The 24,179-nt window shown below is 44.9% G+C and carries 24 protein-coding genes, 2 tRNA genes and 1 rRNA gene; 1 reads left to right on the top strand and 26 read right to left on the bottom strand.

Annotated elements, in window-relative coordinates; all coding sequences use genetic code 11:
• Nucleotides 1-142: 142 nt before the first annotated feature.
• From ACMXYW_RS12990 to ACMXYW_RS13090, 21 genes are all read right to left on the bottom strand, one after another.
• Nucleotides 143-218: transfer RNA gene (locus ACMXYW_RS12990), tRNA-Ala, on the bottom strand.
• Nucleotides 219-241: 23 nt separating this feature from the next.
• Nucleotides 242-318 (bottom strand) — tRNA-Ile (locus tag ACMXYW_RS12995).
• 68 nt (nt 319-386) lie between these two features.
• Nucleotides 387-1,926 (bottom strand): 16S ribosomal RNA (locus ACMXYW_RS13000).
• Between the two features lie 602 nt (nt 1,927-2,528).
• Complete coding sequence (gene murI, locus ACMXYW_RS13005) at nt 2,529-3,374, bottom strand: glutamate racemase (protein ID WP_415904319.1); 846 nt, start codon at nt 3,372-3,374, stop codon at nt 2,529-2,531.
• Nucleotides 3,371-4,816, bottom strand: coding sequence for a ribosome biogenesis GTPase Der (gene der / locus ACMXYW_RS13010; protein WP_415904320.1), 1,446 nt, complete (start codon nt 4,814-4,816; stop codon nt 3,371-3,373). The genes murI and der overlap by 4 nt, the downstream gene beginning before the upstream one ends.
• Before the next feature lie 87 nt (nt 4,817-4,903).
• Nucleotides 4,904-6,055, bottom strand: coding sequence for an outer membrane protein assembly factor BamB (bamB, locus tag ACMXYW_RS13015; RefSeq protein ID WP_415904321.1), 1,152 nt, complete (start codon nt 6,053-6,055; stop codon nt 4,904-4,906).
• Nucleotides 6,056-6,715 carry a YfgM family protein gene (locus ACMXYW_RS13020; protein ID WP_415904322.1) on the bottom strand — a complete coding sequence of 220 codons (660 nt, stop codon included), beginning with the start codon at nt 6,713-6,715 and terminating at the stop codon, nt 6,056-6,058. It abuts the gene before it with no gap.
• A 52-nt stretch (nt 6,716-6,767) separates the two neighbouring features.
• Nucleotides 6,768-8,003: a histidine--tRNA ligase gene (gene hisS, locus ACMXYW_RS13025; protein WP_415905890.1), complete on the bottom strand. Its 1,236-nt coding sequence runs from the start codon at nt 8,001-8,003 to the stop codon at nt 6,768-6,770.
• A gap of 48 nt (nt 8,004-8,051) precedes the next feature.
• Nucleotides 8,052-9,047, bottom strand: a complete 996-nt coding sequence (locus ACMXYW_RS13030) for a RodZ domain-containing protein (protein ID WP_415904323.1) — start codon at nt 9,045-9,047, stop codon at nt 8,052-8,054.
• Nucleotides 9,044-9,811, bottom strand: coding sequence for a type IV pilus biogenesis/stability protein PilW (gene pilW, locus ACMXYW_RS13035; protein ID WP_415904324.1), 768 nt, complete (start codon nt 9,809-9,811; stop codon nt 9,044-9,046). The genes ACMXYW_RS13030 and pilW overlap by 4 nt, the downstream gene beginning before the upstream one ends.
• Nucleotides 9,812-9,823: 12 nt before the next feature.
• Nucleotides 9,824-10,957, bottom strand: coding sequence for a 23S rRNA (adenine(2503)-C(2))-methyltransferase RlmN (gene rlmN, locus ACMXYW_RS13040; protein WP_415882216.1), 1,134 nt, complete (start codon nt 10,955-10,957; stop codon nt 9,824-9,826).
• A gap of 79 nt (nt 10,958-11,036) precedes the next feature.
• Nucleotides 11,037-11,444, bottom strand: coding sequence for a nucleoside-diphosphate kinase (ndk, locus tag ACMXYW_RS13045; RefSeq protein WP_067869919.1), 408 nt, complete (start codon nt 11,442-11,444; stop codon nt 11,037-11,039).
• Nucleotides 11,445-11,684: 240 nt separating this feature from the next.
• A complete protein-coding gene (gene iscX / locus ACMXYW_RS13050; protein WP_415882217.1) occupies nt 11,685-11,885 on the bottom strand; it encodes a Fe-S cluster assembly protein IscX in 201 nt (66 codons plus the stop codon).
• Nucleotides 11,886-11,895: 10 nt separating this feature from the next.
• Nucleotides 11,896-12,234: an ISC system 2Fe-2S type ferredoxin gene (gene fdx, locus ACMXYW_RS13055; protein WP_415904325.1), complete on the bottom strand. Its 339-nt coding sequence runs from the start codon at nt 12,232-12,234 to the stop codon at nt 11,896-11,898.
• Nucleotides 12,234-14,111, bottom strand: coding sequence for a Fe-S protein assembly chaperone HscA (hscA, locus tag ACMXYW_RS13060; protein ID WP_415904326.1), 1,878 nt, complete (start codon nt 14,109-14,111; stop codon nt 12,234-12,236). The genes fdx and hscA overlap by 1 nt, the downstream gene beginning before the upstream one ends.
• Nucleotides 14,112-14,120: 9 nt before the next feature.
• Nucleotides 14,121-14,648, bottom strand: a complete 528-nt coding sequence (hscB, locus tag ACMXYW_RS13065; RefSeq protein ID WP_415904327.1) for a Fe-S protein assembly co-chaperone HscB — start codon at nt 14,646-14,648, stop codon at nt 14,121-14,123.
• A 17-nt stretch (nt 14,649-14,665) separates the two neighbouring features.
• Nucleotides 14,666-14,992 carry an iron-sulfur cluster assembly protein IscA gene (iscA, locus tag ACMXYW_RS13070; protein WP_415882221.1) on the bottom strand — a complete coding sequence of 109 codons (327 nt, stop codon included), beginning with the start codon at nt 14,990-14,992 and terminating at the stop codon, nt 14,666-14,668.
• A gap of 34 nt (nt 14,993-15,026) precedes the next feature.
• On the bottom strand, nt 15,027-15,410 hold the full coding sequence (gene iscU / locus ACMXYW_RS13075) for a Fe-S cluster assembly scaffold IscU (RefSeq protein WP_415885601.1): 384 nt from the start codon (nt 15,408-15,410) through the stop codon (nt 15,027-15,029).
• 29 nt (nt 15,411-15,439) lie between these two features.
• Complete coding sequence (locus ACMXYW_RS13080; protein WP_415899058.1) at nt 15,440-16,654, bottom strand: IscS subfamily cysteine desulfurase; 1,215 nt, start codon at nt 16,652-16,654, stop codon at nt 15,440-15,442.
• 19 nt (nt 16,655-16,673) lie between these two features.
• Nucleotides 16,674-17,171, bottom strand: a complete 498-nt coding sequence (gene iscR / locus ACMXYW_RS13085) for a Fe-S cluster assembly transcriptional regulator IscR (RefSeq protein ID WP_415889106.1) — start codon at nt 17,169-17,171, stop codon at nt 16,674-16,676.
• Between the two features lie 151 nt (nt 17,172-17,322).
• A complete protein-coding gene (locus ACMXYW_RS13090; RefSeq protein ID WP_415904328.1) occupies nt 17,323-18,069 on the bottom strand; it encodes an RNA methyltransferase in 747 nt (248 codons plus the stop codon).
• Between the two features lie 137 nt (nt 18,070-18,206).
• Between ACMXYW_RS13090 and ACMXYW_RS13095 the strand changes: the two genes are divergently transcribed.
• Nucleotides 18,207-19,019, top strand: a complete 813-nt coding sequence (locus ACMXYW_RS13095) for an inositol monophosphatase family protein (protein ID WP_415904329.1) — start codon at nt 18,207-18,209, stop codon at nt 19,017-19,019.
• A gap of 93 nt (nt 19,020-19,112) precedes the next feature.
• Here the strand turns inward: ACMXYW_RS13095 and ACMXYW_RS13100 are convergent, their stop codons facing one another.
• The 5 genes from ACMXYW_RS13100 to hflK form a co-directional block, all read right to left on the bottom strand.
• The gene (locus tag ACMXYW_RS13100; RefSeq protein WP_415882226.1) at nt 19,113-20,408 is read right to left on the bottom strand and encodes an adenylosuccinate synthase; all 1,296 of its coding nucleotides are present in this window, start codon (nt 20,406-20,408) and stop codon (nt 19,113-19,115) included.
• Between the two features lie 43 nt (nt 20,409-20,451).
• Complete coding sequence (locus ACMXYW_RS13105) at nt 20,452-21,627, bottom strand: ATP phosphoribosyltransferase regulatory subunit (protein ID WP_415904330.1); 1,176 nt, start codon at nt 21,625-21,627, stop codon at nt 20,452-20,454.
• Nucleotides 21,628-21,678: 51 nt separating this feature from the next.
• Nucleotides 21,679-21,876: a DUF2065 domain-containing protein gene (locus ACMXYW_RS13110; RefSeq protein WP_415892369.1), complete on the bottom strand. Its 198-nt coding sequence runs from the start codon at nt 21,874-21,876 to the stop codon at nt 21,679-21,681.
• Nucleotides 21,877-22,008: 132 nt separating this feature from the next.
• Entirely contained in the window at nt 22,009-22,881 is an 873-nt protein-coding gene (gene hflC, locus ACMXYW_RS13115; protein ID WP_415892370.1) for a protease modulator HflC, read from the bottom strand.
• On the bottom strand, nt 22,881-24,080 hold the full coding sequence (gene hflK / locus ACMXYW_RS13120) for an FtsH protease activity modulator HflK (protein WP_415904331.1): 1,200 nt from the start codon (nt 24,078-24,080) through the stop codon (nt 22,881-22,883). Before hflK ends, hflC begins: the two co-directional genes overlap by 1 nt.
• Nucleotides 24,081-24,179: the final 99 nt, after the last annotated feature.

Below are 24,179 nucleotides of genomic sequence, written 5' to 3' on the forward strand. Positions count from 1 at the left end.
GCAGTAAAACTACATGTCTTAAATCTAAATCAAATGAATCAAATCCAAATTGTTAAAGAGCGTTTAAAGCAAAAAAGCTTTAAAAGATAATGTCTTAAACGACAATATGTTTTAAAACTCTTCCTTCTCATCCAAAGGATGATGGTGGAGCTATGCGGGATCGAACCGCAGACCTCCTGCGTGCAAAGCAGGCGCTCTCCCAGCTGAGCTATAGCCCCAAAGAAAACAGTAAGGCTATTATTGGTAGGCCTGAGTGGACTTGAACCACCGACCTCACCCTTATCAGGGGTGCGCTCTAACCAGCTGAGCTACAAGCCTACACCGTTGCTCTTAACTTCTCTGATCAGATAATTCGTGTGAACGCTTGCCGAGAATCGGCTTTCGTTTAAGGAGGTGATCCAGCCCCAGGTTCCCCTAGGGCTACCTTGTTACGACTTCACCCCAGTCATGAACCACACCGTGGTAACCGCCCTCCCGAAGGTTAAGCTAGCTACTTCTGGTGCAATCCACTCCCATGGTGTGACGGGCGGTGTGTACAAGGCCCGGGAACGTATTCACCGCGACATTCTGATTCGCGATTACTAGCGATTCCGACTTCATGGAGTCGAGTTGCAGACTCCAATCCGGACTACGACCGGTTTTCTGAGATTAGCTTACCCTCGCAGGTTCGCGGCCCTCTGTACCGGCCATTGTAGCACGTGTGTAGCCCAACTCGTAAGGGCCATGATGACTTGACGTCGTCCCCACCTTCCTCCGGTTTGTCACCGGCAGTCTCCTTAGAGTTCCCACCCGAAGTGCTGGCAAATAAGGACAAGGGTTGCGCTCGTTACGGGACTTAACCCAACATTTCACAACACGAGCTGACGACAGCCATGCAGCACCTGTCTCAGAGTTCCCGAAGGCACGAAACTATCTCTAGTAACTTCTCTGGATGTCAAGAGTTGGTAAGGTTCTTCGCGTTGCGTCGAATTAAACCACATGCTCCACCGCTTGTGCGGGCCCCCGTCAATTCATTTGAGTTTTAACCTTGCGGCCGTACTCCCCAGGCGGTCTACTTATCGCGTTAGCTGCGCCACTAAAAGATCAAGTCTCCCAACGGCTAGTAGACATCGTTTACGGCGTGGACTACCAGGGTATCTAATCCTGTTTGCTCCCCACGCTTTCGCACCTCAGTGTCAGTATCGGTCCAGGTAGTCGCCTTCGCCACTGGTGTTCCTTCCTATATCTACGCATTTCACCGCTACACAGGAAATTCCACTACCCTCTACCGTACTCTAGATTGGCAGTATCAGGTGCAGTTCCAAGGTTGAGCCCTGGGCTTTCACATCTGACTGACCAATCCACCTACGCGCGCTTTACGCCCAGTAATTCCGATTAACGCTCGCACCCTCCGTATTACCGCGGCTGCTGGCACGGAGTTAGCCGGTGCTTCTTCTGCAGTTAACGTCACAGCTAGCAGGTATTAACTACTAACCTTTCCTCACTGCTGAAAGTGCTTTACAACCCTAGGGCCTTCTTCACACACGCGGCATGGCTGCATCAGGCTTGCGCCCATTGTGCAATATTCCCCACTGCTGCCTCCCGTAGGAGTCTGGACCGTGTCTCAGTTCCAGTGTGGCTGATCATCCTCTCAGACCAGCTAGAGATCGTCGCCTTGGTGAGCCATTACCTCACCAACTAGCTAATCTCACGCAGGCTCATCCAATAGTGCAAGGTCCGAAGATCCCCTGCTTTCCCCCGTAGGGCGTATGCGGTATTAGACCAAATTTCTCTGGCTTATCCCCCGCTACTGGGTAGATTCCTACGCGTTACTCACCCGTCCGCCACTCGTCATCAACTAGCAAGCTAGTCATGTTACCGTTCGACTTGCATGTGTTAGGCCTGCCGCCAGCGTTCAATCTGAGCCATGATCAAACTCTTCAGTTTAAATCATTTGTGTTACCAGGAATGTGGTAACGGGCTCTAGTACTAAACAACCGGATAACATTCTTAAGAACGTTAAACCTTTGTAAATCGCTTTAAATGAATTCACTTGGTTGCTTGTCTAGAAAAAGTTTGCTTCTTCTCAACAAGCGCCCACACGAATTATCTGATCAAATTGTTAAAGAGCGTTGCTTTTTGACTCTCCGCTGACTCAGCGTTTCGTCTCAAGCGAGGCGCATATTCTACTGTGCGCTCATTCAAAGTCAACCGTTTATTTTGCAATTTTGTAAAATTTTTTACTCAGCAACCGGACTTTGAATCCTGCCCCGTAAGCAATCTAAAAAACCAATGTTTTCAATCACTTACTAAGCACCTCGCTTAGCTCAATCAGCCCCGTTTTGGCGGCCTACCTAAGCAAGGACGGCGAATTCTACAGACATCTGAAAAAGGGTCAACACCCAATCTTAAAAAAAGTGCAAAAAGTTGAAAAAAACTTACAAACCACCACAAATCGATCAAGCATAAATCAACAGCGTTTAAATAGTAGTCAACAGATACAAAAAAGGCGCTGAGCTTTACCTCAACGCCTCTTAATATAGTGAATATTAGTCTGGTGTACTGAAATGCTGGATATCTACTTGCTGTATTTCACCGACATCGATACTTTCAGAAAAAAAGTTCGTCGCAACTCGAGCAAACCTTAAAGGATCATCTGTAACTAGAAACTCAACTTCGCCTTTTTCCGATGAGAGATTTAGCAATTTTGATTGTGCTAATGTTTTCTCAACAGCATTTGCCGTAGTTTCTGCTGAATCAACTAAAGTAACCTCTTCCCCCATCACAGCAGCAATACTCGATTTTAAAGCCGGAAAATGGGTACAACCTAAAACAAGAGTATCAATCTTACCTAAACCTCTATGCTTAAGTGGTTGAAGGCACTTATCAACAATCCGCTCAACTAACTCACCTTCATGCCAACCTTCCTCTGCCAAAGCTACAAATAAAGAACAAGCCTCTGCAGACACCGATGCTTCAGGATTTAGTTTAAGAATTGCGTTCTGATAGGCTTGGTTATTAACCGTACTCTCAGTTGCTATAACACCAATATTGTTATTATGTGTTACTTTACAACCCGCTTCAGCTCCCGGCCCTATTACACCCATTACAGCAAGCTGCGGGAAAATGGCTTGTAACGGCTCAACAGCAACCGCAGAAGCAGTATTACAAGCAATCACTAATAGTTTTATTTTACGCTCTACCAACGCGGTAGCTGCTTGCTCTGCATATCGGGTCACTGATGCAGCACTTTTAGTACCATATGGAACCCGTGCTGTGTCACCTAGATAAAGAAGGTTTTCTGCAGGTAAACGCTGCCTAAGCGCATTTAATACAGTTAACCCTCCTACACCCGAATCAAATACGCCTATTGGAAGGCTACAGCGCTCGATCATCGTTTATTCTTATTTTTTTTCTTTTTGTTAGCTTTTTTCAACTGTTTCACGTGATCGCGGAAACGCTCTTTTTTAGCAAGCTGGCGGCTACTTAGCGGATTCTGCTTTCCTTCAAATGGGTTCTCACTCGACTTGAATTCAAAACGAATAGGCGTGCCCTTAATACCTAAAACTTGGATGAATTTATTTTCTAAGTATCGTTTGTATGAACCAGGTAGCGATTTTGTTTGGTTACCGTGAATTACAATCACAGGCGGGTTAGAACCACCTTGGTGAGCATAACGCAATTTAATACGGCGACCTTTGACCATTGGAGGCTGATGATCAGCGACTACATCCTCCAGTAATCGAGTCAATTTACTTGTTGACCACTTCGCCATTGCATATTCATATGCTTCATCGACAGAGTCGTACATATTACCGACATTACTGCCGTGTAATGCTGAGATAAAATGCATTTCCGCAAAATCGGCGAATTCTAATTTCCTTTCAATTTGCTCTTTTACCTTTGCCTTCTCTTCACCGGTCATGCCATCCCACTTGTTAAGCGCAATAACCATTGAGCGACCGCTATCGATGACAAAGCTAAGCATATGCATATCTTGCTCAGTCACACCTTCTCGAGCATCGATCACAAATACGACGACATGTGCATCATTTACTGCTTGCAATGTCTTAACGATAGAGAATTTTTCTGCCGCTTCTGTAATATTTTTACGACGACGAACACCAGCCGTATCAATTAAGGTGTAGTTCTTCTCATCTCTAATATATGGGATATAAACACTGTCTCGTGTTGTACCCGCTTTATCAAATACAACTACACGATCTTCACCCAGCATTCGATTAACCAAAGTAGATTTACCTACATTTGGGCGACCAACTACGGCAATTTTAATACTCTTATCAACTTCATCCATGGTTTCTTGTGTTTCTTCCTCTACTTCAGGAAGTTCTTCAAGAACCATCTCGATCAACTGGGTTACACCACGGCCATGGGAAGCTGCAATCGGGAATGGCTGACCAAAGCCTAACTCATAGAAATCAGCGACAACCACATCTGGGTTTAAACCATCAGTCTTATTAACAACAAGGTAGAATGGCTTATTACTGCGACGAAGGTAATTCGCAATCATCTCATCAGCAGGGTTAATACCAGCTCGACCATCTACGATAAATAGTACTACATCAGCTTCTTCAACTGCCTGAAGCGATTGTTTTGCCATTTCATAATCAATACCTTGTTCATCACCGGTAATTCCCCCGGTATCAACAACAATGTAATCCTGTTCTTCATTCGCCAAGCGACCTTCACCGTATTTTCTATCACGGGTCAAACCTGGCAAATCAGCAACCAAGGCATCTCGAGAACGAGTAAGACGATTAAACAAAGTAGATTTGCCGACATTTGGTCGACCAACTAGCGCAATTACCGGTAGCATTTTACTCACCCCTGCTTTAAGTGCAGGTAAAAACAAAAACGGCGGCTATCTGCTCAGCAAATAGCCGCCTGAAAATTTATAATCTAATTACTGCAAACTTAGGGCAGCTAATCGACCACCATTTGTTAGCACGTACAGAACATCATCTTTCACGATCATATCACCATAGACACCTGACGAGTCTAGCTTATGACGCGCAATAAAGCGGCCATCAATCTGTGATAGGAAGTGTATGTATCCTTGACGATCTGCCACTGCAATTTCGGAACCTAAAGAAACAGGTGCAGTGATGCTTCGATATTGAAGCTTGGTTTGACGCCATACACTAGCACTACTTCCTCTATCGAATGCCTGCACAGAATCATCCGCTTCACTTACGTAGATATTGCCAAAGCCCTCAGCCATTGAGCGGTAGCTTGACACATCTTGAGCCCAAACAACCTGAGCTCTAAATGGGTTAATAGCGACTAAACGCCCTTGATAACTTGTAACGTATAACATGCCATCAACTAGCAATGGACGACCATCAATATCAACCATACGCTCTAATTCAGAGCGACCTTGTGGTAGCGCGACACGGTTTTCCCAAATAGGGATACCCTTTTGGTTATCTAACGCAACCAGCTTACCACTTGCTAAACCAGCAAAAGTAACATCGCTAGCTACGATTGGCGTACTTGTACCACGCAGCGTTAGCCTTGGTACTTGGCTATCGTAAACCCAACGCTTCTCACCGGTACTTGCTTCAAACGCTACAATTTTACCGTTGATCAGCTGAATAACTGCTAGCTCTGCATTAAACTGAGTCGCAGATGTTGCTTCCGAACTAACTTTTCCACGCCAAAGCTCATTACCGTTATCCGCAGCAAGGACGATCACCTCGCCCTCTTCTGTAGTAACAGCAACTTTACCGAAGCCTGCACCTACGCCACCAACAATCGACTGCTCTAGTTCAACCGTCCAGCGTTTTTTGCCGGTTTCTAAATCAAAGGCGATTACAGAACCGTCTGCATCTGCTGCAAAAATAGCGTCATGATCGATAGCAGGTTTAAACTGATGGAACTTACCCTTCATACCAGAGCCAGCAGAAGTGGTCCAAAGTACCGATACTTTTTTCTCTGCGTCAAAAGACTCTAATGGCGTCGGTTGAACCTCTTCCCCGTCATCACCCCAGAATCCGCAACCGCTTACAACAGCTGCTAATAAACCGACAGCCATTACACGAACAAGGCTCTTCATTTAGCTATCCCCAGATGCCAAGTCATTAAGTTTCATTTCCAGAATAGGTCGAGAACCTTCTTGACCCGCCGCTGCAACTGCAACTTTGTATGCTGCACGAGCTTTATCTGCATCACCTTGTTGCAAATACAGATCACCTTTCAGCTCTTCAATTGCAACTTTGTAACCACCCACTGGCACATTACCAATAAGCGCCAGCGCTTTATCAACTTCACCTTGAGCAGCAAGAATGCGTGCTTTACGTAAGTTGGCCAAAATAAACATAGATTCCGTTGGCTGGTTCTTAAGCAACCAATCCAACTCTTCTAGTGCTTTTGGTAGCTCTTTATTATCTGCAGCTACACGGGCCATTATTAACGCTGCATAATTAGCATATGCCGTGCCTTCATAATCATCTTTTAGCTGCTGGCTCAAGTGAGTCGCGGTAGCTAGTTGAGCTTCATCTTGTTGAGGCCCAACTGCGCCTACAACGGCTTCTAGGAGGTTTTGATACAGAATAGATGCATTTTCAGCTTTGGCTGCCTGTTGATCCTGCCAGCCTTTCCATCCCAATACAGCAGCCAATGCCACAGCAACGCCCAAAATTAGGGATTTGCCGTTTTCATTCCACCAGTTTTTAAGTGCCTGGACCTGCTCTTCTTCGGTGCGTAACTCTGCCACCATTAACTCCTGTATCTAATAGACTTGTACGTTCGTATTTTACTAATCAGACTTATCGTAACCCGCTGATCTTATCGACAATTTGTTCTTCATTAAGATCAAATGAAGGCTCTTTGTCATACCAAATTGTGCCAGAAAGTTGCTGATTATCGTTTGCTTTAAGCAACAGAACAATAGGCGCACCCGTTTGCTGTGCTTTTTGGCTGATATTTTTTAAACCACCACAGTGAATACGGACCCTTAAACCCGGGAACTGATCACGTAGCTTATCCGCGAATAATACGATTCTTGATTGAATGCCTTTCTCTTCAGCTGCCACATAAAGATCAAAAGGCTGCTTCACACTTTCAGGTATCAGCTCTAAGGTTTCCAGCAATAGAATCAGACGTTCAACACCCATCGCGAAACCTACAGCGGGTGTTGGACGTCCACCCAGTTGCTTAACTAAGCCATCATAACGACCACCTGCGCATACTGTTCCTTGAGCACCTAATTTCTCAGTCACCCACTCAAAAACCGTTTTGCAGTAGTAATCTAGACCACGCACTAAACGAGGATTAATCTCATAGGCGATACCCGCCTCATCTAACATTGCGATTAATTCAGCAAAGTGGTTTTTCGATTCTTCATCAAGATAATCTGTAAGCACTGGTGCAGCATCAAGCAATGCTTGAGTATTCTGATCTTTACTGTCGAGAATACGAAGTGGATTAGAATCAAGACGACGCAAACTGTCTTCGTCCAACTGATCCTTTCTTTCTTCTAAATATTCAACAAGAGCAGCTTTATAATCCGCTCTTGCTTCGTTACTACCTAGCGAATTTAATTGCAGCGTTACCGAATCTAGAAGACCTAAACGTTTCCATAAACGAGCACTTAGCATGATCACTTCGGCATCAATATCAGATGACGCCATACCAAAGGTCTCTACGCCAATTTGATGAAATTGACGATAACGGCCTTTCTGCGGGCGCTCATAACGGAACATTGGTCCTTGATACCAGAAGCGCTGCATCTGATTGAACAACAAGCCATGCTCTTCTGCTGCGCGGACACAACTTGCAGTACCTTCAGGGCGCAAAGTTAAGCTTTCGCCATTGCGATCATCAAAGGTATACATCTCTTTTTCTACGATATCAGTCACTTCTCCGATAGAGCGTTTAAAAAGATTTGTTTGTTCCACCACAGGCATACGAATTTCACTATACCCGTATGCTGATAGAACATCTTTAACTGTCTTTTCTAGGTACTGCCATACTGGCGTTTGTTCAGGCAGGATGTCGTTCATCCCGCGAATGGCTTTAATCTTGGCCAAAACGAAAACCTTAATTCAAAATTATTCTGCTACCGGAAGGGTCAAGCGGACAATATTCTTACGTGTGTGAGGATCTAGATTAAGTGCTTTACCGTTATAGCTAACACTAGACACAGCATCTGCAGCCCCGATCAAAATATTCAACGGCGGTTTACCTGTCACATTAAGACTTTGCCCTTTACCTCTAAGGTTATTAAATAAAGTCTTACCATTGGCATCCTTAATAGACACCCAACACTCTGCGATAAAAGAGGCGCTAAAATTAACTTCACTTAGATCCGCCGAAGAAGGCACAGGAACAGGTTCTGACTCAGGCTCAGTCGCCGTTTCAGCTTCTTCTGTAGTTTGAGCTTCCTTCTGTTCAATCGCTGTTTGTAACTTCTTAATCTCCTCAGCAGTGAGATATTCAGGTTCAGCTTCAGACTGATCTGCTGTAGGCGCCTGCTCCTCTACCGAATCAGATGCAGGCTGATCATCTAACTTTGGTAACACTAACTGGGCAGTCCCACCTTCTATTGCTACGACTGCATCTTCGGTTGGAGTTCGTAAAGACTCTGTTTGCACTGAACTTTCTTCTGTAGGTGCTATATCTTGTATAGATCCACCATGCTGAGTCTGCCACCACCATAGAATTAAACCGATAAGCGCGATGACGATAAGCCATGTTGAGATTTTCATCACAGGATGATTCATCTCAACTTGCTGACGAACACGACTTACTGGGCGAATTTGACCTTTACCGCCCTCACCATGAATAGTTTCAAATTCAGAAACCAGTTGATCATCATCAATATGGAGTAGTTTCGCATAAGCGCGGATATAGCCTTTAGCAAAGACAAGGCTAGGCAAGCCCTCTAAGCTACAAGCTTCCAACTGACTAATATACTTTGCAGGTAAATTAAGATTTATCGCTACTTGTTCAATGCTTAAGGATAGATTTTCACGCGCCGTAGTTAAACGCGCACCCCACTCTTCTGCCAATACTTCGGGCAAACATTCTTGCTGTTCTGTGCTCAACGAGTGGACTCCTTATATTCCTGATACTCTTTTGATTCAGGAAATAAATTTTTCAATATCAAAGCGTATGTTGCAGCTCTGGATGCGTTGCGTTCTTCCCTTGCCAAACGTATACCAACCCAAAGGCTTTTAGCGTAATGCTCAACCCTTCGGCTTTCAACAAGCGCTAAGAATTTTTGAAACTGTTTATCTGCTTCTAGATAATTACCTTCAGCAAGTAATATTTCAGATAATTCAACCATAGACACTGGCCTATTAGCTGTAACCTGAAGTGCACGTTGAAAGGCATGCTTAGCCGCATCTTCTCGATTCAGGTTGCGATAACAACGACCTAAATTTTCAAATGCTTGAGAGCGGCGATTATAGAAAGGATCTTCTGTCGCTCGAGCTAAGGCTCTGCACGCTTCTTCGTAACGCCCCTTTGCAAACAGAAAGGCGCCAAAATTATTGTGCATCATCGCGGATGAAGGCTCAAGAGCAGCAGCCCTACGAAAATACTTTTCCGCTAAATCATCATCACCTTCAATTTGGAACGCCAATGCTATGCCATTATGTGCTTCAGCATAACCTGACTGTATTTCAATAGCTCTTTGAAATGATGTTTTCGCGTTTGAAGTGTCACCGGATTGAAGGTATTGAAATCCTAAGCGAGTATAAGCCTCATGTGCCTGATTTTTTTCGCTATTGTTTGAGGAGCCTTTAGTTGCACACCCTGCAACGACTAGCACCATGAATAAAGCGAGTACCAGTTTGATTCCTCTCACGCGCTATCCCTCTTATTGCGTATTTTGCGACACCTGCTGTTCTTCTTGGACAACAGGAATATATTTTTGACTGCGTCGGGTTTTATCTGCTACTTGCCCCACTAACTGACCGCAGGCTGCATCGATCTCATCACCACGTGTACGTCGAACTGTAGTTACAATTCCACCATGAACGATTACTTCTTTAAATGCCAGAATTCTTTCTTCTGATGGACGCTCATAGCCTGAATTCGGGAAAGGATTAAATGGAATTAGGTTGAGCTTAGACGGCATCTTGCGCAAAATTTTTAATAACTGCTTAGCGTGCTCAGGCTTATCATTCACACCATTAATCAGAGTATATTCGACGGTGATCACACGCTTATCATTTAAGTTTTCAAGGTAACGATTACATGCAGCTACCAACTCTTTGATTGGATAACGGCGGTTAATAGGTACCAGAATATCTCGTAGATCATCATTTGGCGCATGAAGGGATACAGCCAAAGACACATCCGTTACGTCTTTCAACTTATCAATAGCCGGAACAACACCAGCTGTTGATAACGTTACTCGACGCTTAGAAAGACAATAAGCATTATCTTCCATCATCAATGTCATCGCATCGACAACATTTTCAAAATTCATTAAGGGCTCGCCCATACCCATCATAACAACATTGGACACCACTCGCTGTGAGGTCGTGTTGTAATCGCCATAAGAGCGAATAGCAATCCGAAGCTGCCCGATAATTTCAGCCGCTGTTAGATTACTGTTAAAGCCTTGCTTACCTGTAGAACAGAAGCTGCAATCAAGAGAACACCCCACCTGAGAAGAAACACAGAGCGTCTTCCTTTCACCATCAGGGATTAATACAGCTTCGACACTTGAGCCACCTTCCGTACGAATAACCCACTTACGCGTCCCATCCTTAGAGGTTTTTTCCATAAGCACTTCAGGCTCACGAATCTCAGCAACCTCCGCCAATTTTTGACGTAGGGCTTTACTGATGTTTGTCATCTCTTCAAAGTCAGAAGCACCAAGCTGATGAATCCATTTCAGCACTTGTGTTGCTCGGAATTTCTTTTCCCCAATTTCCTCAAAGAAAGCTTCCATCTTTGTTGGAGATAAACCGAGTAAATTTACTTTTTTAGTGGATTCAGTCATGGATGACAGGTACTCATTATTTTGTAACAAAGGCAGGCTGCCTGTAAAAAGTCTAGATTACAGACAGCCCAAACGGTAATTACTTACCGAAGAAGTATGCGATTTCGCGCTCAGCAGAAGCTGGAGAGTCAGAACCGTGTACAGCGTTAGCGTCGATAGACTGTGCAAAATCACGACGGATAGTGCCTTCAGCTGCTTCTTGTGGGTTAGTTGCACCCATAAGTTCGCGGTTAAGAGCGATTGCATTTTCACCTTCTAGAACCTGAACAACTACAGGACCAGAAGTCATGAATTCAACTAGATCACCGAAGAATGGACGCTCTTTGTGCTCAGCGTAGAAACCTTCAGCTTCTTCTTTAGAAAGCTGTTTTAGTTGCATTTCAACGATTTTAAGGCCGTTAGACTCGAAACGAGAAACGATTTTACCGATTACATTTTTAGCAACTGCATCAGGCTTGATGATAGAGAACGTACGTTCTAGAGCCATTGTTTTAACTCCCAAAATTAAAAATAAAAGAAATATCTAAAAACCAGCACAGCGATACCTAAGCACAATCAAGAAAAAAATCATGCATAAACTTAGATAGCTGAGAATAGGCTTTTAGATAGCCCCTCGAAATCAGCGCGCAATTATACGCCACTCTTATGACAGAAGACAGTGGCTAATATTAGCCTCCATAACCAAACAAACCCGGCAAGCCGGGTTTGTTTTAAAGGACTAATGGAATTAATCCATTTCCTCTATCCAAGCCATCTGAATCCCTTCCAGAATTTTCTCGCCGCAACGATCTGGATCATCATCAAATTCTTCTAGATCCATAACTTTCTGGTACAGATCCGGGAAGCTAATTACCATTGGGTCCTGATCTGGATACTTTTCAGATAACTCAATAGCGATATCTAGAACATCTGTCCATCTAAGACTCACAACCAGCTCCTCAGTGTCGCTCTGACACTTGGTTAATTGTGTATTTTGGAATTTCAACAACCAAATCTTCTTCAGCAACTACGGCCTGACAGCTTAAACGTGACTCAGGCTCTAAACCCCAAGCCTTATCAAGCATATCATCTTCAAGCTCATCGGATTCTTCCATAGAATCAAAGCCTTCACGCACAACAACGTGACAGGTAGTACACGCGCATGATTTCTCACACGCATGCTCAATATGGATGCCATTCGCAAGCGCCGCATCGCAAACCGTTACGCCTGGTTCAGCATCAATCACTTTACCCTCTGGACATAACTCATCGTGTGGCAGAAAAATAATCTGCGGCATTACTCACTCTCCCCAAGTTCATCAACACTATGCCCCTGCAGCGCCTGTTGAATATTATAATCCATACGGCGTGCGGCATATTCATCAGATGCTTTTGATAAAGCAGAGATTCCCTGCTCAATCGCACTTACATCACTACCCTGGCGAATTTCTACCAGAGTTTCTATTTCATTTTGTAACTGAGATCGCTCATCTTCACTCAGTAACTTGTCACCATCCGCAGCTAGCGCATCTTTCAAAGATACGATCAATCGATCCGCTTCAACCTGCTGCTCTCTCAATGCACGCGCATCTTTGTCTTCCGCAGCATTTAGATAAGATGATTTAAGCATCTCGGCAATTTCACTGTCACCAAGACCATAAGAAGGTTTTACCTGAATACTACTTTCCACACCTGAGGTTAGCTCTTTCGCTTCAACACCAAGCAAACCATCAGCATCAACCTGGAATGTCACGCGAATCTTAGCAGCACCTGCCGCCATCGGAGGGATACCTCGCAAGACAAAACGCGCAAGCGAGCGACAATCTTGAACCAATTCACGCTCACCTTGGACAACATGAATCACCATAGCCGTTTGGCCATCTTGGTAGGTAGTGAATTCTTGCGCACGCGCGACTGGGATTGAAGTATTCCTGTGAATAACTTTTTCAGTTAGCCCACCCATCGTTTCAAGACCCAACGATAGCGGAATCACATCCAGCAGCAACATATCACTATCTGGCTTATTACCAGCTAGCACATCAGCTTGAATTGAAGCACCGATAGCTACAACACGATCCGGATCGATATTGATATGAGGCTCACGACCAAAGAATTTCTGAACCTGCTGACGCACTAGTGGTACACGAGTCGAACCACCCACCATAACAACTTCAAGCACTTCATCCGCTGCAACACCTGCATCTTTCAAAGCACGTCGACAAGCACGAGTTGTACGTTTTACTAATGGTTCTATTAGGGAATCAAAATCTTCGCGCGTAACAACCAACTCATGGCATTCAGAGCCTAACTCTAAAACAACGCTAATTTGGGGCTTATCTGTTAGAAGCTCTTTAGTTTCTTTAGCTTTCTCTGTCAGATACCGAGACGCATGACTGTCTATCTGCTCAAGCTGAAGCTGCTCGGCAAACCATTGCGCCAATGCCAAATCAAGGTCATCACCACCTAGAGCGCTATCGCCTCCAGTAGACAATACTTCAAAAACACCTTTATTGAGGCGCAAAATCGAGATATCAAAAGTACCACCGCCGAGGTCATAGACAGCAATAACACCCTCTTTACCTTCATCTAAACCATAAGCAACTGCAGCTGCAGTCGGCTCATTAAGTAAACGAAGTACTTTGATATTGGCAATTTTAGCTGCATCTTTTGTCGCTTGGCGCTGAGCATCATCAAAGTAAGCCGGAACTGTAATAACCGCACCAACCAACTCACCACCCAGTGCTTCTTCCGCACGCTCGACCAAACTACTTAGGATATCTGCCGAAACCTGAACAGGACTCTTGTTACCTGCAGCCGTGCGAATATAAGGCATGCCACCATCTTCAGCCTCAAAGTGATAAGGAGCCTCATCACCTAGCGCTTTAACATCAGCAACACCACGCCCCATAAGACGCTTGGCAGAAATAATTGTGTTGTAAGGATCTTCTGATGCGTGCGTTCTAGCCTCACGGCCTACTTGAGAGTTACCGCAAGGCAGATAACGCACAACTGAAGGCAATAAGTGTTCGCCGTCAAGATCTGGCAAGGTTACCGCCTCACCACTCTTAACCGATGCCACTAAGGAGTTGGTCGTACCTAAATCAATACCTACTGCCAACTTGTGCTGATGTGGAGCTTCACTCTGCCCCGGTTCTGCTATCTGTAATAGCGCCATATATTTGCGTCAGCCATCCAACCGATCTTCAAGACGCTCGATCTCGACTATCAGTTTTTCTAAAAATTGCATTTTGCGCACAATGACAGCAGCAGTATCTAACTGCTCTGACTGATAACACTGTGCAAACTGTTCCCGTAACTGTTCTAACGACTCAGTAACATCGTCCTGTAGAGACTCAAGCTCATCAAAGGGATCGTCTTGGTCAGGAATCTCTTCCAGCTGCTCGCGAAGTTCCATCTGCTGCATCAAAAACATGGGATCAATAGCAGTCGAGGACTCACTAATTGTATCAATACCCTGCAACGACAATAGATATTGAGCACGTAGCAATGGAGAGCGCAATGTAGCAACCGCTTCATTGAGATGCGCCATATACTGAACAGCTAAGCGTTGTTCGCGCTCAGATTTGTGAGCATAACGATCCGGGTGAAGTGTTTTTTGCAGTTCACGGGATAGATCAGACAATACTGCCTGATCTATATGAAATGATATCGGCAGGCCGATAAAATCAAAATAATTCTTATTGATATCCATCGTTCTGCCAAGAAGAATTAGACGTTAAAGCTTTCGCCGCAACCACATTCGCTAGAGACATTAGGATTGTTAAACTTAAACCCTTCGTTTAGTCCCTCTTTCACAAAATCCAGCTCAGTACCATCAAGATACAATAGACTTTTTGGATCTATCACAATCTTAACGTCTTGCGGGCCCTTGAAAATTTCATCTTCAGAATTTACTTCATCAACAAATTCAAGAACATAAGCCATACCGGAACAACCTGAAGTACGCACACCCAAGCGAATACCTTCGCCGTGACCGCGTTTCTCTAGGTAGCGCGCAACATGATCTGCTGCAGCATCAGTCATGGTAATTGCCATAAACGTCTAGCTCTCCCAACAAATAAGTGGATACTTATTTGTCTTGTTTTTCTTTGTAGTCTGCAACAGCAGCTTTAATTGCATCTTCGGCTAATACTGAACAGTGAATTTTCACTGGCGGTAGCGCTAACTCTTCAGCGATAGCAGTATTTTTAAGCTCAGCAGCCTCCTCAAGGGACATGCCTTTAACCCACTCTGTAACTAGCGAGCTAGATGCAATTGCAGAACCGCAACCGTAAGTTTTGAATTTAGCATCTTCGATAATACCTTCATCACTTACTTTAATCTGCAAACGCATAACATCACCACAAGCAGGCGCTCCAACCATACCTGTACCAACGTTACCATCTTTATCATTCATTTTGCCGACATTACGAGGGTTTTCGTAATGATCAATAACTTTCTCACTATAAGCCATGACGACCTCCAAATACTCTTAGTGCCAGATTAGTGATGTACCCACTCAACCTTGCTCAAATCGACACCGTCTTTAAACATATCCCACAGAGGTGAGAGCTCACGTAATTTGCTAACTGCATCTTGAATTTGAGCAGCAGCATAATCCACTTCTTCTTCAGTAGTGAAACGACCGAAAGAGAAACGAATAGAACTGTGTGCCAGTTCATCATTCAAACCTAACGCACGCAGAACATAAGAAGGCTCTAAACTAGCAGATGTACAAGCTGAACCAGAGGAAACCGCTAGATCTTTCAGCGACATCAATAAAGACTCACCTTCAACAAAAGCAAAACTAATATTCAGGTTACCTGGAATACGCTGCTCTTTAGAGCCATTTAGGTAAACCTCTTCCATTTCACCCATACCTGCTAAGAAACGATCACGCAGAGCAATAATGTGCGCTGTATCTTTTGCAAGATCTTCTTTACAAATACGAGCCGCTTCACCCATACCTACAATTTGGTGAGTTGGTAGAGTACCAGAACGCATACCACGCTCATGACCACCGCCATGAATTTGAGCTTCAAGGCGTACACGCGGCTTACGGCGAACAAATAACGCACCAATACCTTTCGGCCCGTACATCTTGTGCGCAGAGATTGATAGCAAATCAACCTTAGCTTTACCTAGATCGATCTCAATTTTGCCCGCACTCTGAGCAGCATCAACGTGGAAAATAATACCTTTAGAACGAGTAAGTTCACCAATTGCTTCTATATCAGTGATCGTACCCACTTCGTTGTTAACATGCATAAGCGAAATAACAATCGTGTCTTCACGAATCGCTTCAGCTACAGCTTGCGGCTCAATCAAACCATCAGAATTTGGCGTTAGGTAAGTGATCTCAAAACCTTCACGCTCTAGCTGACGGCACGTATCCAAAACGGCTTTATGCTCAATTTTAGACGTGATGATATGTTTGCCTTTCTTCTGATAGAAATGAGCAGCACCTTTAATAGCCAAATTGTTTGACTCGGTTGCACCTGAAGTCCAAACAATCTCACGCGGATCAGCATTAATAAGATCAGCGACCTGACGGCGAGCAGTCTCAACTGCTTCTTCCGCTTTCCAGCCAAAGAGATGTGAGCGTGAAGCTGGATTACCAAAGTTGCCATCCATTGTCAGGCACTCAGTCATCTTTTCAGCAACCCTAGGATCAACTGGGGTAGTTGCAGAATAATCCAGATAAATCGGTGTTTTCATTCATTCTCTCCAAGCGCGTTTAAACGATCGCTTTTTCACTGCAGTTTAGGTTTTCCGCGCCGATCAGAACCTGATCCATTTGGATTCGATCCTGACGCTCGGATGTAACCTGAACATCTTTTCTTACAACTAGGTCTGCCAACGTAATTCCGCTTAAAAATGCGTGAATTTGGTCACTTAAATCGCACCAAAGGTGGTGGGTTAGACATTTTTCGCCACCCTGACAATCACCTTGACGATTGCATCCAGTTGCATCTACTGATTCATTCACAGCATCAATAACTTGAGCAACATTGATGCCCGCTTGTTCACGATTTAGTTGATAACCACCACCTGGCCCACGAACACTACGAACAAGTTCGTTACGGCGCAGCTTAGCAAAAAGCTGCTCTAGGTATGACAATGAAATACCCTGCCTTTCAGAGATATCAGCCAAACTAATCGGCCCTTTACCTTCATGAAGAGCCAGATCCAGCATCGCTGTAACGGCATAACGCCCTTTAGTTGTTAATCGCATAATTTCCGCCTTCACGCGCAATAGCATTTGCGTGGCATTATGCAATACCCGACTAAAAAGGTCAACTAAATACCCTACTGTTATTGTAGGTCTTTATATTCTTTATCGCGCGAATTCTAACACGAAATATTCACAACCCAACGCATAGGGATCAATCTTTAGCATTAGAATTCTTTTGTGTTGCCGTCAAAATACCTCTTAATACGTTAACCTCCACTTTATCCGGCATAGCCCGTAGATAAAGCCTCCGCAGCCTTGGCATTAATTGACGAGGATTTTCAGGATCTAAGAAATCAATATCTATAAGTGTTTCTTCCAGGTGCTTGAACAAACGCTCAAGATCAGCACTATCAGCAAGCTCTATATCCCAGTCCGTACCCCATTGAGGTTTATGCTGCTCAATCTCTTGAGCGTAAATGGAAGCCATTCGCAACTCGTAGGTAATAACCTGCACCGCAGCCGCGAGGTTCAACGAACTAAAATCAGGATTGGAAGGTATATGTACGTGATATTGGCAGAGGTGTAGCTCTTCATTGGTCAAACCACGATCTTCACGACCAAATACAATCGCAATTTTCTTATCCACCGCAATTGGCTGAACAATAGCTGCCAACTCGCGAGGATCAACCACCGGCCAAGGGATATGACGACCTCTAGCACTGGTTCCAACAACGATCTGACAATCTGCAATCGCTTCTTCAAGCGTGTCATGAATAACAGCACTCTCAAGGAGATCAGTAGCCCCTGCCGCTCTTGAATCTGCATTCACATGAGGAAACTTTTTAGGCGCTACTAAATGCAACTCCCCCAAAGCCATATTTTTCATAGCCCTCGCCACACCGCCAATATTACCTGGATGAGTTGTATTAACGAGAACAATGCGAATATTTGCAGACATAGACCTTGCCACCACAATAAATGAAGGCGCGTATTCTAACAGAGCTGTAAACAATTGAGCCACTTATTCACAGCATCCCCTATCCTCAGGTATAATACTTTTTTAATTTTCCCGAATATTCTTCAGGTTCCTAACAAATGCAACCCATGGTTAATATTGCACTGCGCGCAGCACGCGTTGCAGGCGAGCAGATCGTCCGCGCCGTTGAGCGTCTGGATTTGGTTAAATCCGAACAATCTGATGTAGCTAAGCTTCTAAGCGACACATGCAAGAAGGCAGAGCTGAGCATTGTTCACACTATTCAAAAAGCTTATCCAAATCACAAAATCGTGGGTGAATACACAGGCGAACACGCACCTCTGAGCGATGGACCTGAATTCTGCTGGACGATCAACCCTATCGACAGCATTTCAAACTTCTCCAATGGTTTGCCAGTTTTTGCAATTAGCATGGCGGGCCAGCAGAATGGCCGCACTGAACACGCCCTTATCCTGAACCCAATTACAGGTGAAGAGTTCACTGCAAGCCGCGGCGACGGAGCTCAACTAAACGGCAAACGCCTACGTGTTAGTAATCACAAAACTGTCGAAGGATCTTTGATCGGCACAGGTTTCTTCAATCGCCCAAGCGATAAAGCACACTTAGAAGCCTACCTAAACATATTCCGCGATATGACGCTAACTGGCGGCACTATCTATAATGGCGGCTCCCCAGCGTTGAATCTTGCATACACAGCAGCTGGTCGCATTGATGGTTTCTACCAAATCGGCCTTAACCCTTGGGAAATGGAAGCTGGCCTATTATTAGTACAAGAAGCAGGCGGCCTTGTAGGTGACTTTATGGGTGGAAACGATTTCCGCCAGAGCGGCAGCTTAATTGCCGGCAACCCTAAGATGTTTAAAGCTATCCTAAAGGGCTTACAATCCTCCCTAACCGAAGATTTAAAATAAGCGAAAAAGCTATACTAAAAGCCATCCATGGGATGGCTTTTTTACGCACAAAAAAACCGGCATCAGCCGGTTTTTTTTTCGTCGGTATAACCTTTACGCTTCGTACGGGTTACGCAGCACGATAGTCTCGATACGGTCTGGACCAGTAGAGATAATATCCACAGGCGCTTCAACCAACTCTTCTAAACGCTTGATGTACGCTACCGCTTCAGCAGGTAGTTCATCCATAGACTTAGCACCAACAGTAGAACCAGCCCAACCAGACATAGTCTCGTATACAGGCGTTACTGCTTCGTAGTCTTCGCTACCGCTCAAAGAATCAACCACATTACCTGCAGAGTCTTTATAACCTACACAGATACGAATCTCTTCCATACCATCGAGTACGTCTAGCTTAGTTAGGCATAAGCCTGAGATAGAGTTGATCTGGATAGCATGCTTAACTGCAACAGCGTCAAACCAACCACAACGACGCGCACGACCTGTAGTAGAACCGAACTCATGACCACGCTCAGCCAAACCTTCGCCCACTTCACAATGAAGTTCTGTTGGAAAAGGACCACCACCCACACGTGTTGTATACGCTTTAGTGATACCCAGAATGTAATCTAGGTACAGAGGACCAAAACCACTACCCGTAGATGTACCACCAGCAGTTGTATTTGAAGAAGTTACGTAAGGATAAGTACCGTGGTCGATATCTAGCAATGAACCCTGAGCACCTTCAAACATGATGTTCTTGCCCTGCTTGCGCAGGTCATGAAGCATTGAAGTTACATCAGCAACCATTGGCGCAAGCTCTTCACCCATAGCCAATGCTTCGTCTAGAACTGTTTGGTAATCAACAGCGTCAACCTTGTAATACTCAACCAACTGGAAGTTATAGTATTCGATAACTTCTTTAAGTTTTTCAGCAAAGCGCTCTTTATCTAGAAGATCAGCCAAACGAAGACCGCGGCGAGCCACTTTATCTTCATACGCAGGACCGATACCACGACCTGTAGTACCAATCTTAGCTTTACCACGCGCAACTTCGCGCGCTTGGTCCATAGCAATATGGTATGGCAAGATAAGTGGGCAAGAAGGACTCAAACGCAAACGTTCGCGTACTGGCACATCCGCCTCTTCCAAACCTTTAATCTCTTTCAGCAATGCTTCTGGAGAAAGCACTACACCGTTACCAATCATGCACACGACATTGTCGCGCAAAATACCTGAAGGAATCAGGTGCAAAACTGTTTTTTCGCCATCAATAACCAGCGTGTGACCCGCATTGTGACCGCCCTGAAAGCGCGCCACTGCAGAAGCCTGATCCGTAAGCAGATCTACGATCTTGCCTTTACCTTCATCACCCCACTGGGTACCCAGAACAACTACGTTTTTGCCCATTGTTGCCTACTTGAGATTACTTAAGAATAAAATTTTTTACTGATCACAGGCCGCTAACGACCCATTCTCCATCACGTTGTACTAACTCAGCAGTACACTCTTTTGCCGGTTCAGCGCCCGGTAACGCATAGATAACTTTTACACCCTCAGAACGCAGCTGACTTACTTTAGCCAATAGTTCTGCACTCTCTTCCGCTGGCGCTAGAACGATCTGTTTTTCATCAAGAACAACAGAAGAAAGCTCAACCAACGTTTTAAGATCAGCACTAAAGCCCGTAGCTGGACGCGCTCGACCGAAATCTCGACCGATCTCATCGTAACGGCCACCTTTTGCAATAGCTTGACCAAATTCAGGTGTATAAGCAGCAAATACCACGCCTGTGTGGTAGTTGTATCCACGCAATTCACTCAGATCAAAATACTGATCCAACTGCGGGAAACGCAAAGCAATACGCTCTGCTAACTGCTGTAAATAATCGATAGCTTCAAGCACTTGCGCTGGCGCAGTCGCGAACAGCTCACGCGCTCGAGCTAAAACATCGCTACCACCGTTCAGTGATGGCAACGCTGCCAAGAAAGATTTACTTGTATCGTCTAGATCTAGCTGTTCTACGAACAATTGGAGCTCTGGTAGCGCCTTACGCTGCAGAATATCCAAATACTGCTCTTTGTCGTCAGCAGACAACTGGATCATTTCCATCAAACCAGAAAACACGCCAACATGACCTAGATCAATACTAAGATCACGATCAACTCCCGCTGCATGCATGGTTTCAACCATCAGGGAGATCACCTCTACATCACTCTCAATACCAGAGTGACCATAGAGCTCAGCACCCAACTGCAGTGGGTTACGAGAAGCTAGTGGCTGAGTTGGCAACGCATGCACAACTGAACCACAGTAACATAGACGGGTAGCACCAGATTCACGTAGACGATGCGCGTCAATACGTGCAACCTGAGGCGTAATATCAGCGCGGAAGCCTAAGGTATGACCACTAATTTGATCAGTTACTTTTACGGTATTCAGATCAAGATCATGACCTACACCTGTAAGCAAAGATTCTAAATGCTCCATTACGGGAGGCATAACCTGCTCATAGCCCCAATGCTCATACAGATCCAATAAACGTCTGCGCAAAACCTCAACGCGACGAGCCTGCGGTGGAAGTAATTCTTGTACACCTTCCGGTAGCAGCCAACGATCTGCCAATGCCATGTGGTACTCCGTATCTTATAAAACAACACGCCGATCAGTAGTGACTCGGCTTTAATTCACTATATAAAGCGCAACCAGACCCAACAGCATACTCACTAAGCCTATAAGGCGTAGTGACCGATCACTGATCATCGAAAGCTGTTGCACCAAATTACGCCAGCGCTGTGGATAAAGAAAAGGAATGACCCCTTCTAAAATCAGCATCAAGCAAAAACCAACAGCGAGTGAATGCAGTAGTTCGGATGACATGCTTACTTCAGCCTATACAATCCAATTGCCACAAAAAAACCGGGCTTTAACCCGGTTTTTCTATTCTACCACGTAATCAGAGGAATGCCTTCCCCTGATCCGTTTTTTTGTACATTTTTACGCCAGCCGTTGTTACTCGGCTTTTGGTGCTCCCAAATATTTAAAGAAGTCACTATCTGGCTTAAGCACTAGAACGTCACCACTCTGACCGAAAGACTCACGATATGCCTGTAAGCTTCGGTAGAAAGAGTAAAATTCTGGGTTTGCAGAGTATGCTTCAGCGTAGTTTTTAGCTGCTACGGCATCACCTTCACCACGAATCTCTTCTGATTCACGGTAAGCTTCCGCTTCAATAACCGTCTTCTGACGATCTGCATCCGCTCGGATACCTTCTGCTAGCTCTTTACCACGAGAACGAAGCTCACGTGCTTCACGCTCACGCTCGGTACGCATACGATCATATACAGATTCAGATACTTCCTGAGGAAGATCGATTCGTTTTACACGCACATCAACAACTTCAACACCCAGCTTATCGATAACTACCGGGCTGATCTCGCTGATTAGCTTACGCATAAGCTCTTCACGCTCACCAGATACCACTTCAGTTACCGTACGCGCACCAAACTGGTTACGCAGCGCAGCATCAACTCGCTGTGACAGAAGGTTTGCGGCGTTAAACTCATCACCCGAAGTCGCTGTGTAGTATTTCTGCACATCTTTAACACGCCATTTCACGAAAGAATCTACGATAAGACGCTTTTTCTCAAGTGTAAGGTAAGCCTGAGGGCGCGCATCCAATGTCAAAATACGCGAATCGAACTTACGCACTTTGTTTACAATTGGAATTTTAAAGTGCAGACCTGGGCCTACATCGGCATCAGACACCTCACCAAACTTAAGCAATACTGCACGCTCAGTTTCTTTTACGATGTAAAGAGAGCTCTGACCAACCAGCACTAATACAGCAAAAATAATTATGAAAAATAGTGATTTAGACTGCATTATCGACCCTCCCGACGACTACCTTGACGCTGACGTAGCTGATCAACCACTTGATCAGTCACTTCACGCAGGCTCTGACTATCTAGTCGCACTGAGCGATTACTATCACCTGTTACTGGACGATTTTGCATAATCTTATCCAGCGGTAGGTACATCATGTTATTTCCACCTTCCACATCAACTAGCACTTTAGGGTTCTGAGAAAGTACTTCCTGCATAGTGTCTAGGTATAAACGCTCACGCGTTACTTCAGGTGCTTTTTCATACTCTGCCAACAAAGCAGTGAAACGTTTTGTATCACCCTCAGATCGAGCCACAACTTGCTCTTTGTATGCACTTGCTTCTTCAAGCATACGCTGCGCTAGACCACGTGCTTCAGGGATAATACCGTTTGCGTAAGATTCCGCTTCGTTTTTAACTCGAACTTCGTCTTCTCGTGCCTTGATTACATCATCGAATGCATCCTGCACTTGGTTAGGTGCTTTTGCATCTTTAATGTTTACCTTAGATATCTGAAGACCTGTGCCGTATTCAGCCATGTAGTTCTGAATACGATCCTGTACGTCAAGCGATAAGCTTTCACGACCTTGCGTCAAGATAGAGTGCATATCAGTAGAACCAACAACATGACGAAGAGCCGATTCTGCTGCATGTGACAGACTGGATTCAGGGTCACGCACAGTCAGTACAAAACCTTTGGCATCAGAGATCAGATACTGAACCGTCATTTCGATATCGACGATATTCTCATCTTTCGTCAGCATTAGAGCACGATGATCACGAGTACGTAGACGAGTTGTATTAACAATCTCAACCACATCGATCATAGGTGGATTCCACTGCAGACCGGGACCTACAGTTTCGCTGAACTTACCAAGTCGTAGCACTACACCACGCTCTTGTTGGTCAACGGTATAAAAGCCCATACCAGCCCAACCTAGAGCAGCAATCAAAAGCACGATAAAGAAGAAGCCAGAACCAGAGGAGGAGGAAGACCCACCACCATCACCGCCATAGCCGCTGGATTTTTGACCACCACCGAAGATGCCGTTCAATTTATCCTGCAATTTACGTAGCGCTTCATCTAGATCAGGAGGCCCCTGATCACCACCACCTTTATTACCCCCGCGGTTATTGTTATTACCGCCACCCCAAGGGTCCTTATTATCACCGTTACCACCAGGCTCATTCCAAGCCATACGTCACTCCGTATAAAAACAACATGTTAGGTAGATTAAAACATATATCAGCGAAAAATATTATTCGCCAGATATTACCCCTCAATTAACTAAAATCGA

Source organism: Neptuniibacter sp. QD48_55 (genome assembly GCF_047778115.1).
GTDB lineage: Bacteria > Pseudomonadota > Gammaproteobacteria > Pseudomonadales > Balneatricaceae > Neptuniibacter.

Excerpts from the sequence above, each read along its gene's own strand:
- iscU (WP_415885601.1), bottom strand. The coding sequence starts at position 15,410 with ATGGCTTATAGTGAGAAAGTTATTGATCATTACGAAAACCCTCGTAAT.
- murI (WP_415904319.1), bottom strand. The coding sequence starts at position 3,374 with ATGATCGAGCGCTGTAGCCTTCCAATAGGCGTATTTGATTCGGGTGTA.
- ACMXYW_RS13095 (WP_415904329.1), top strand. The coding sequence starts at position 18,207 with ATGCAACCCATGGTTAATATTGCACTGCGCGCAGCACGCGTTGCAGGC.
- fdx (WP_415904325.1), bottom strand. The coding sequence starts at position 12,234 with ATGCCGCAGATTATTTTTCTGCCACACGATGAGTTATGTCCAGAGGGT.
- ndk (WP_067869919.1), bottom strand. The coding sequence starts at position 11,444 with ATGGCTCTAGAACGTACGTTCTCTATCATCAAGCCTGATGCAGTTGCT.
- ACMXYW_RS13080 (WP_415899058.1), bottom strand. The coding sequence starts at position 16,654 with ATGAAAACACCGATTTATCTGGATTATTCTGCAACTACCCCAGTTGAT.
- iscA (WP_415882221.1), bottom strand. The coding sequence starts at position 14,992 with ATGGCAATTACCATGACTGATGCTGCAGCAGATCATGTTGCGCGCTAC.
- rlmN (WP_415882216.1), bottom strand. The coding sequence starts at position 10,957 with ATGACTGAATCCACTAAAAAAGTAAATTTACTCGGTTTATCTCCAACA.
- hisS (WP_415905890.1), bottom strand. The coding sequence starts at position 8,003 with ATGAACGACATCCTGCCTGAACAAACGCCAGTATGGCAGTACCTAGAA.
- ACMXYW_RS13100 (WP_415882226.1), bottom strand. The coding sequence starts at position 20,408 with ATGGGCAAAAACGTAGTTGTTCTGGGTACCCAGTGGGGTGATGAAGGT.
- hscA (WP_415904326.1), bottom strand. The coding sequence starts at position 14,111 with ATGGCGCTATTACAGATAGCAGAACCGGGGCAGAGTGAAGCTCCACAT.
- hscB (WP_415904327.1), bottom strand. The coding sequence starts at position 14,648 with ATGGATATCAATAAGAATTATTTTGATTTTATCGGCCTGCCGATATCA.
- hflK (WP_415904331.1), bottom strand. The coding sequence starts at position 24,080 with ATGGCTTGGAATGAGCCTGGTGGTAACGGTGATAATAAGGACCCTTGG.
- iscR (WP_415889106.1), bottom strand. The coding sequence starts at position 17,171 with ATGCGATTAACAACTAAAGGGCGTTATGCCGTTACAGCGATGCTGGAT.
- bamB (WP_415904321.1), bottom strand. The coding sequence starts at position 6,055 with ATGAAGAGCCTTGTTCGTGTAATGGCTGTCGGTTTATTAGCAGCTGTT.
- hflC (WP_415892370.1), bottom strand. The coding sequence starts at position 22,881 with ATGCAGTCTAAATCACTATTTTTCATAATTATTTTTGCTGTATTAGTG.
- ACMXYW_RS13105 (WP_415904330.1), bottom strand. The coding sequence starts at position 21,627 with ATGGCATTGGCAGATCGTTGGCTGCTACCGGAAGGTGTACAAGAATTA.
- ACMXYW_RS13110 (WP_415892369.1), bottom strand. The coding sequence starts at position 21,876 with ATGTCATCCGAACTACTGCATTCACTCGCTGTTGGTTTTTGCTTGATG.
- der (WP_415904320.1), bottom strand. The coding sequence starts at position 4,816 with ATGCTACCGGTAATTGCGCTAGTTGGTCGACCAAATGTCGGCAAATCT.
- ACMXYW_RS13090 (WP_415904328.1), bottom strand. The coding sequence starts at position 18,069 with ATGTCTGCAAATATTCGCATTGTTCTCGTTAATACAACTCATCCAGGT.